At 63.3% G+C, this 8,441-nt stretch carries 8 protein-coding genes and 2 pseudogenes; 3 read left to right on the top strand and 7 right to left on the bottom strand.

Annotated features, from left to right (window positions below):
* Nucleotides 1–521, top strand: a pseudogene (locus tag EN932_RS22075) (peptidase M15); the annotation flags it as partial.
* Between the two features lie 305 nt (nucleotides 522–826).
* On the opposite strand, the gene EN932_RS22080 reads toward EN932_RS22075, so the two are convergent.
* From EN932_RS22080 to EN932_RS22090, 3 genes are all read right to left on the bottom strand, one after another.
* The gene (locus EN932_RS22080; protein WP_013530204.1) at nucleotides 827–1,351 is read right to left on the bottom strand and encodes an OsmC family protein; all 525 of its coding nucleotides are present in this window, start codon (nucleotides 1,349–1,351) and stop codon (nucleotides 827–829) included.
* Between the two features lie 110 nt (nucleotides 1,352–1,461).
* Nucleotides 1,462–1,998, bottom strand: a complete 537-nt coding sequence (locus EN932_RS22085; protein ID WP_024504783.1) for a carboxymuconolactone decarboxylase family protein — start codon at nucleotides 1,996–1,998, stop codon at nucleotides 1,462–1,464.
* Between the two features lie 87 nt (nucleotides 1,999–2,085).
* Nucleotides 2,086–3,168 (bottom strand): sigma-70 family RNA polymerase sigma factor, encoded by a 1,083-nt coding sequence (locus EN932_RS22090; RefSeq protein ID WP_164753405.1) that lies wholly within the window; start codon nucleotides 3,166–3,168, stop codon nucleotides 2,086–2,088.
* Nucleotides 3,169–3,395: 227 nt separating this feature from the next.
* Here EN932_RS22090 and EN932_RS22095 point away from each other — a divergent pair, with 227 nt between their 5' ends.
* Nucleotides 3,396–4,301 carry a MurR/RpiR family transcriptional regulator gene (locus EN932_RS22095; protein ID WP_127366532.1) on the top strand — a complete coding sequence of 302 codons (906 nt, stop codon included), beginning with the start codon at nucleotides 3,396–3,398 and terminating at the stop codon, nucleotides 4,299–4,301.
* A 57-nt stretch (nucleotides 4,302–4,358) separates the two neighbouring features.
* Nucleotides 4,359–5,675 carry an ArgE/DapE family deacylase gene (locus EN932_RS22100; protein ID WP_127370736.1) on the top strand — a complete coding sequence of 439 codons (1,317 nt, stop codon included), beginning with the start codon at nucleotides 4,359–4,361 and terminating at the stop codon, nucleotides 5,673–5,675.
* A gap of 24 nt (nucleotides 5,676–5,699) precedes the next feature.
* Here the strand turns inward: EN932_RS22100 and EN932_RS22105 are convergent, their stop codons facing one another.
* The 4 genes and pseudogenes from EN932_RS22105 to EN932_RS22120 all read right to left on the bottom strand — a co-directional run.
* Nucleotides 5,700–6,734 (bottom strand): branched-chain amino acid ABC transporter permease, encoded by a 1,035-nt coding sequence (locus tag EN932_RS22105; protein WP_127370283.1) that lies wholly within the window; start codon nucleotides 6,732–6,734, stop codon nucleotides 5,700–5,702.
* A complete protein-coding gene (locus tag EN932_RS22110; protein WP_063170049.1) occupies nucleotides 6,731–7,606 on the bottom strand; it encodes a branched-chain amino acid ABC transporter permease in 876 nt (291 codons plus the stop codon). The genes EN932_RS22105 and EN932_RS22110 overlap by 4 nt, the downstream gene beginning before the upstream one ends.
* Nucleotides 7,607–7,618: 12 nt before the next feature.
* Nucleotides 7,619–8,332 carry an ABC transporter ATP-binding protein gene (locus EN932_RS22115; RefSeq protein WP_013530211.1) on the bottom strand — a complete coding sequence of 238 codons (714 nt, stop codon included), beginning with the start codon at nucleotides 8,330–8,332 and terminating at the stop codon, nucleotides 7,619–7,621.
* Nucleotides 8,329–8,441 (bottom strand): annotated as a pseudogene (locus tag EN932_RS22120) (ABC transporter ATP-binding protein); the annotation flags it as partial. The gene EN932_RS22115 and the pseudogene EN932_RS22120, both read right to left, overlap by 4 nt.

Consider the following 8,441-nt stretch of genomic DNA (forward strand, 5'->3'; position numbering starts at 1 on the left):
CCGCACCGTTGGCAATCGCCGGCGCGTCCACGGCGCAGGCCGAGCTGGCCGTTGCCAAGCCGGACGCTGCGAATGCCGATGCCGCTGCCACGAGCGTCGCGCCGGAGATGATGGCGCTCAACGTCCCATTGCCGACATGGCGGCCGGAAAGCCAGTCAAGCCCGACGCGCCAGTTGGAAGCAGCCAAATCTGGCGATGCCATCGGTGTCTTGCTGGCCATGCATCACCCCGACGACGGGCTGGCCGGCGAGCGGATCGCGGCGCCTGCGTCAAAGCCAGAAGATCGCGTCAGGGCGAACCCCAAGGCCGACCGTGTCCAGCGGCGCCCCGATTCCGAGGCAGATCGCGCTGTTGCCGGTGGGGCCGCATCAACAGGGACGCCCATGATTGCCGCCAATTTCATCCGCACGGCGCCGGAGCATGTCTATCTCGATGGATTCCAACCGCGGGGACGGACGTCCGATCACCGCCGCTTCACCGGCTCCGCGGTGAAATTCCTGCCCATCGCCAGTTTCAAATAGAGGGCGAAAGCACCGTTCGATCCAGTGTCGAAATGTGTTGCGCCATATCGATGGCCGGGGCGGTCACGGGATTCGCAATGCCGAACCCTTCCGCGCTATGACACTTGGCGAGCAGCGCGCTACTGCAGCGGGCAGTCGGCTCGTTGCTGTCGGCCGCCATCCGTTGCCTTTCGAGCAGATCGCCCCGCGAACTTGCCAGGATCGTGGTGGCGGCGCAAACGTGCACGAGGCATATTTGGCCCCGCCGGCCGCAACCGGCGGGACTAAGCCACAGGCCGCCCAGCGGGCGAGTTCTGCGACACGGATCACGCCTGGTGAATCACCAACTCGCTGGTCATGGGAATTCCTCTAAGGGCGCCAAGCACCATGTTGTGCGAGATCGCGCGCTCATGAATTTTCTCCAGATCGGCGCGGGGCGCCGAAGAACACACGGTCGCGCTGAGGTGCAGGGACACGTAGCAATGCCGGGCGTCCACGGGCGCCGTGAGCCCATCAAGTCCGTCGAACTCGCCACGCGGGTCGAACACGCCTTCCGCGATGAAATCGACCGAACGAAGATCGACCCCCGCATGCGCTGCCAGCATCGGATAATCCGAGCCGGCGCACACAGCCGCCGCGGCAAAGATCTGCTCCCAGGGAAAGACGGCGGTCGGCGAATTGTCCTTGAGGCTCGCCGGTCGCTCCAGTAGCGGTGTTGTGTAAGGATCGCCTGATTGCGGGTCGAAGCGGTAGCGGGCACGATAGGTGCCACGCACCGCGTCACCGTGTTTCTTTAGCACGGACACGATATCTTTGACTGTGCTGACGGTTTCTCCGAAGACTACTGGCATCTTTACCTCCCTATAAAATGAGAATTCCACTCCCTATTCCGGTCCGCGGATGCCGACGACGGTTGCCGCGGCCTGGCCCCAATTCCGACAATGTGCCGACAAGGCTCGCGCTACTTGGCAGGCGCGGCAGCCTGAGCGTCGCCGCCGAGATCCTTCTTGAAGGTCTCAAAGTCGACCTGCATGCCGTTGAAGATTGTGCTCCAGTGCCGTGACAGAGCGGCGATAGCGACGGCCTCTTCGATCTCGTCCTCCGTTGCGCCCGCCTGTTTTGCGCTCTCGGTGTCTTCCCAGATGCAATACTGGCAGGGAATTTGTGCGGAGACGGCGAGCGAGATCAGAGCCTTGACCTTCGGCGGCAGGGCGGTTTCGCTGGAGAACTGCAGAGCCTTCACCTCTGCCCAGGCGCCCGGCAGCGCTGCTTTTGAAACCTGATGGAGAAAGGTCGGCACCGAGCCGAGCGTCCGCTCGACGTCCTTATAGGTGGCGTCGACCTCAGCTTGACCGGCCCAGCCTAAGCCTGATGACAACAATGTGGCGCAGACGACAGTCGATGCGAACGCCGTGTGAAGGAGGCGGCGCGAGCGGCTGGGCCCGAGCTCGCCGTGGTGTGCAATGGAAGCAACATGGGAAACTGCGAAGGCGAACATGATCTCTCTCCTCTTTGGAACCATTTGCGTCCGGGCCAGATGATGCCCGCGTGCTGTAAGGAGTCACGGACGGGAGAAAAAGTTCGATCAGTCGTCCTCGATTCTAGGCGGACGCGGCGAAAGATGAAGATGCAAGCGTCGGGCCTTGCCGTCTCGCTGAAAGATCACCAGGACGACACCCGGCGGGCAGTGGAAAGGGTCTTCCGGCGGATTGACGAATAGTCCCTCGATCACAGTGACCTGGCTGGCGCTGAGAATGCGCTGCGGTTCCAGGCGGACGCCGGCTTCCGTGTCGGCGTCGACTTCCCAGGCAAGGAATGAGCGACCCAGCACTGGTTTGCTCGTCCCGCGGACAAGATGCAGGTCCTCTGCAAAGTGCCCAAGGAAGCGGTCACGCTCGCCATGCTGGTTGAGCCCATTGAAAATTTCGGAGTAGAATCGCTGGCGCTCGCGAGACTGCGAGCGAGCCTCTGTGTCGGCAAGGCCCGCCGTTTCCAGCAGCATCTCGGCAAGCTTGCGTTTGGCTTGCGACAAACGACTGCGAACCGTCCCAATCGGGACACCCAGAATGGCGGCCAGTTCCTCGTAAGACTGATAGCTTCCGAAATAGCGCAACATGGCGGTAGCCTGCAGCGGCTCGGGAAGCTTGCGTAGGGCGTCCCAAACCCATTCGCGAAGCGCGACTTTCTCCAGCCGCTCCTCAATGCTTGCGCGTTCGTCTGGGCGGTCTGGAATGTCGGCGGTCAAGATCTCGCGTCGTCTTCGACGCAATTGTTGCAGGCAACAGCGGTGCAACACAGTGCGAAGCCAGCCACCGACGGCTTGCGGATCCTTGAGTTCGCCGATGCGCCTCAGCGCGATCAGGAAAGTCTCATGCACAGCATCTTCGGCGTCCGACCCATAGCCGAGCATGTTCAGCGCTATCGCATAGAGCCGTGCGCGATGACGTTCCAGCAGCAGGCCGAGGCAACCACAATCGCCGCCCCGAGCGGCAAGGGCCAGTTCGGCATCACTCGGCACGATATGAGTTTCGTAGCCCATGGGCTTAAGATGCATCAACTGGCGAAAAAGTTCGAATGCCAGTTCAGCTTTGTCACGATCCGTGTTCGGCGGGCACCAGTTCACCAATGACGCTTTGATGGGGTTTTGGATTGAGGTTATGACCCTCACTTCACGTCCGTAACAACCGGCCCCGGAACGGGGTCCGTGAGAACCAGGCTCGCCGCCAAGATACTCAAGCGAGATCGAAAGTGCATATGGCAGTGAGCAAGGATTGGATTCTGGCGGATGCGGGCGATCTACGCGGCTAGATTCAATCCTGTAAAACTTTTTCCAGATTTGACACCATTTCACAAAATTGTAAGATAATCATCTTCCGTCAGCGATAGGCGATGACCATGTCGATCCGCGAAGAACTGGCCAACACGACCGTGGCGTTCACCTCCGCGGAAGAGAAGATCGTCCAGGTCCTGCTCGCCGATTACCCAATGTCGGGGCTGGGCACCGCAACCCGGCTGGCACGGCGCGCCGGCGTCAGCGACCCGAGCGTGACGCGGCTGATGACCAAGCTTGGCTATGTCGGCTTTGCCGATTTCCAGGCACGCCTGCTCACCGAAGTCGAATCCAGGCTGCATTCGCCGCTTTTGATGATGGAAGCCAAGCGTCCGGGCGGCTCCAGCGAAGGCACCGCACTTGCCTATTTCCATTCGGTTTCCGACAGCCTGGAGCGTACGCGCACGGCTGTGCCGGTGCAGGCCTACACGCGCGCTGTCAACATGCTGCTCGAGAGCAAGGGCCAGGTCGTGCTGCTGGGCGGCCGGTTCAGCCGGCATATCGCCTCCATGCTGGCCGGCTATCTCCTGCAGTTCCGCTCCGGCGTGCGCGACATCGGTTCGTTGAGTCCCGCCGATTTCGACCTGTTGATCGACCTTGGCAAGCGCGACCTCCTCGTCGTGTTCGATTACCGGCGCTACCAGTCGGACGTGGTGAGCTTTGCCCAGCAGGCCAAGGAGCGCGGCGTCTCCATCCTGCTGTTCACCGACGTCTGGCTGTCGCCGATATCTGACATAGCGGACCTGACCATGGTCGCGGCGATCGACGCCAACTCGCCGTTCGACACGCTGGCGACGGCCGTTGCCCAGATGGAAACCGTCTTTGCCCACGCGCTGGAGGGCCATGGCGCCGGGGTGCGCAAGCGCATCGAGGACATCGAGAAGATCCGCAGCGCCAATGCGGTCACGCTCGATACCGTCCTATCGTCATCGGCCGACGACGCCGCCAAATCCAAAACCACAAGGAAGTAGTGTCGTTGCGCGCAGTGCAGCGATGCAAAGCGCCGCGACGCAGAAAAGGAAGCGACAATGCCCGACAACCAGACCTTCATCGACGCCGTGCAGGCTGAGATCGAGACCGATCGCGACTGGTTGATCGGCCTGACCCGCGACATGGTCCGCATCCCTTCGGTCAACCCCAAATTCGAGCCCAATCCGGCGATCAACCGCGAGGCGGATGTCCAGGCGCTGCTCGAACCGATCCTCAAGCAGGACGGGTTCAGGACAGAGCAATGGGATGCCTTGCCCGGGCGGCCCAATCTGGTCGGCGAATGGGCGGGAGACGAGAGCCGCAGCCTGATCCTGTGCGGCCATATCGACGTCGTGCCGGTCGGCGCGATGAAGGACTGGTCGGTCGATCCGTTCGGCGGCGAAATCACCAATGGCCGGCTCTATGGCCGCGGTGCCGTCGACATGAAGGGCGGCGTCGCCGCTTGCATCGCCGCCGCGCGCGCGATCCGCAAGGCGGGCATCACGCTGCAGGGCCGGCTCGCCATCCACTCGGTCGTCGATGAGGAAGCCGGCGGCTTCGGCGCCATGGACGCGGTGAAGAAGGGCAAGCTCGCCAAGGCGGTGCTGGTCGCCGAACCGACCTGGGGCGATGTCCTGCCGGTCGAAGGCGGGCTGGAATGGGCGCGGGTGACGATCCGTGGCCGCAACGCCCATTCGGCGCTGCGCTACAACGAGATCTATCCGCAGCGCCACGACAAGGACCGGCTGGAGCCGGGCGTCAATGCGATCGAGATCGCCGCCCGCTTCATTGCCGCCGTGCGCCAGTATGAGCTGGACCGGACGCGAGCAAAATCGCATCCGCTGCTGCCGCTCGGCATGAACACCATCAACATCGGCGTCATGCATGGCGGCACCGGCCTTGGCGAGCACGGCCTGCCGACCGTGATGACCAACCCGGCCATCATTCCCGATGTCGCGGTGCTCGATCTCGACATGAAATTCCTGCCCGACGAGAATTCGGCCGACTACCGCCGCGATTTCGAGGCGTTCGTCCACCATTTCGCGCAGACCGATGCGTGGCTGCGCGACAACCCGCCTGCGATCCAATGGGAGCTCGGCGGGCTGCATTTTCCGCCGATGAACACGCCGGTCGACCATCCGCTGGTGAGATCGCTGATGAAGCGCAAGGCCATGGTCGGCAAGGCGCCGCAGGCGCGTGGCTTCGTCGCCGTGTGCGATGCCGCGCACTATGCCGGCGCCGGCGTCGACGGTGTCATCTTCGGCCCGTCAGGCGACGGATTTCACGGTTCCGACGAGTATGTCGAAGTCGAATCGGTGGTCGAGACCGCCAAGGTGATCGCCGCTTCGGTCATCGACTGGTGCGGCATCCGCTGAGGCGGAGCCGCCAGTCCGAAACGGTCAGGCCGGGCGCTTCAGGCGTCCGGCGACGGCGCCCCATGAAGCCTTGATCATGCCGACCAGGCCGCTCGGGTAGGCCAGCATCACGCCGATGATCAGCACCGCCGTGATCATCGGCCGCCACGCGCCGAAATCGGCCATCCATTCGGCGAAGATCGTCAGCACGAAAGAGGCGATGATGGCGCCGTAAATAGTGCTGGTGCCGCCAAGCAGCACCATCGACAGGATGATGGTCGCAAGGCTCATGCCGAAGACGTCGATCGAGGCATTGCGCTGGTAGGCGGCGTAGAAGGCGCCGGCGATGCCGGTGAAGAAGGCGCTCGCGGCAAGCGTCAGCATGCGCTGGCGCACGATCGAGACGCCGCGGCTGATGGCGTATTCCTCATTGTCGCGCAAGGCGACGATGCTGGCCCCGGTGCGTGAGCGCACGAACACGCGCAGGAATAGGGTGCTCGCCACCAGCAGCGCCAGCGCGATGTAGAAATAGGCTGATTTGCCGTCACGGACCATGTTGTGGTCGAACACGTATAGCCCGGGAATGCGCACCAACCCTTGCGTGCCGCCGGTGATGGCGGACTGGCTGATGATTACCTGCATCACCAGCTGCGCGAAGCCGAAAGTGACCAGGATGATGTAGATGCCCTTCAGCCGCAGGATCGGGATGGTCACCAGGATCGCCGCCAGGGTGGCGATGACACCGCTGGCAAACAGCGCGATCCACGGGTCGAATTCGGCCAGCTTGGTGAGCAGGCTGTAGGCATAGACGCCGATGCCGAACAGCGCCAGATGGCCGAAATTGAAGACGCCGCCATAGCCGAGGCTGAGGTCCCAGTTCGAGGCGACGATCGCATAGATGAAGGCCATGATCAGGATGTGGCGGGCATAGGTGTCGCCGAAGATCAGCGGCAGCAGTGTCAGAAAGGCGAAGCCGAGCACGAAGCCGATGGCCTCCTGCTTCCACGGCGTGCGGCCGGGAGCGATCGGGGTTGCCGCCTCTGTGTGGCTAAGGGTGATCGGCGATGTCGTGTCGGTCATGCTAGGCCTCGGGAGCGGCTGGCAAAGATGCCCTCGGGGCGCACCATCAGGGTCAGGATCAGCACGCCGAACAGCAGCGCCGGCGTCCAGTACAGGCCGAAATAATAGCTGCAGGCGGCCTCGAAGAAGCCGATCAGATAGGCGGCGAAGATCGGTCCCGAGATGCTCGATATTCCGCCGAATACGACGACGATCAGCGCCTTGAGCAGCGGGTCGCTGCCCATCACCGGCGACATGAAACGATAGCCGCCCATGAAGATGCCGGCGAGGCCTGCAAGCGACGCGGCAATGGCGAAGGCCAGCCCATAGAGCGCGGTGACGTTCAGCCCGACCAGATGGCTGGCATCTTCATTCTGCGCCACGGCGCGCAGCGCCAGCCCGAGCCGCGTGCGGTTGAGGAACATCCAAAGTGCGGCCAGGATCAGCGGCGTGATGACGATGATGGCGATCTGGTGCAGGGAGACGCCGACGCCGCCGATGGTGGTGTTGCCGGTGATCAGCGCCGGGATCTGCTTCGAGCGCGGTCCCCAGATGGTCAGCGCGCCGTTCTCGATCAGCGACCCGGCTGCCAGCGTGGTGATGACGACGACCAGCACGATGTTGGGTCGGCCGATCAGCGGCCGCACGACACTCGCCTGCAGGATCCAGCCGACGCCGGCCATGACGACGACGGCGATGGGAAAGGCGACCGCCGCCGGCAGGCCGAGTTCGACCAGCTGCCAGGCGATGTAGGCGCCCAGCATCATGAACACGCCATGGCTGAAATTGAACACGCCGATCGTCGTCCAGACCAGAGCCAGCCCGACCGCCATCATGGCGTAGAGCGAGCCCTGGAACAGGCCGCCGAACAGGATTTCCGCCAATGCGCTCATCTTCGGATTTTCCTAATGGCCAAAATACATCGACATGATCTCGCCGTGGTCGAGGCTTTCGCCCGGCTTGATCTCGGTCGCAACGGCGCCATGGTTGACGAGGTAGAGTTGCTGCGTCAGTTCCAGCAGGAATTCGATGTCCTGCTCGACGACGATGAGCGGTACGCCGCCGCGCGAAATGTCCATGACGGAGGCGCAGAGCTCGTCCTTGATCTTGGGCGCCAGCCCCAGCGTCGGCTCGTCGAGGATCAGCAGGCGCGGATGGCTCATCAGCGCCGTGCCGATCGACACCATCTGGCGCTCGCCGCCCGACAGCGTGCGCACGCGCTGGCGCCAGCGTTCCGCCAGTTTCGGGAACAGCTTGACCACCTTTTCGCGGTTTTCCGCCTCATGCGGCCGGGCCCGCGGCGAATAGGCGCCGAGCGCCATGCAGTCGGCGATCGAGAGATCGGGAAACAGCCGATTGCCTTGCGGCACATGGATCAGGCCGGCGCCGACGATGGCGCGTGCGCTGTGGCCGACAATGTCTTGCCCGTCGAACAGGATGCGGCCGCTCTTCGGCTGCAGAAGCCCGGAGATCGCACGCAGCAGCGTCGTCTTGCCATGGCCGTTGGGGCCGAACAGGCCGACATTGCCGAAACGGCCGGCCTCCAGCGAGATATCGTGCAGCACGGTGACGCGGCCATAGCCGGCGGTGACGCCTTCGACGCTGAGAATGGGATTCACGCCGCCGACCTCCTCGTGCCGAGATAGGCTTCGATGACGTGCGGATCGGCAATCACGCCTGCCGGATCGCCGGCGGCCAGGACGCGGCCATTGTTGAGCACCAGCAGAT

This window comes from Mesorhizobium sp. M7A.F.Ca.US.002.01.1.1 (assembly GCF_004022955.1).
GTDB lineage: Bacteria > Pseudomonadota > Alphaproteobacteria > Rhizobiales > Rhizobiaceae > Mesorhizobium > Mesorhizobium ciceri.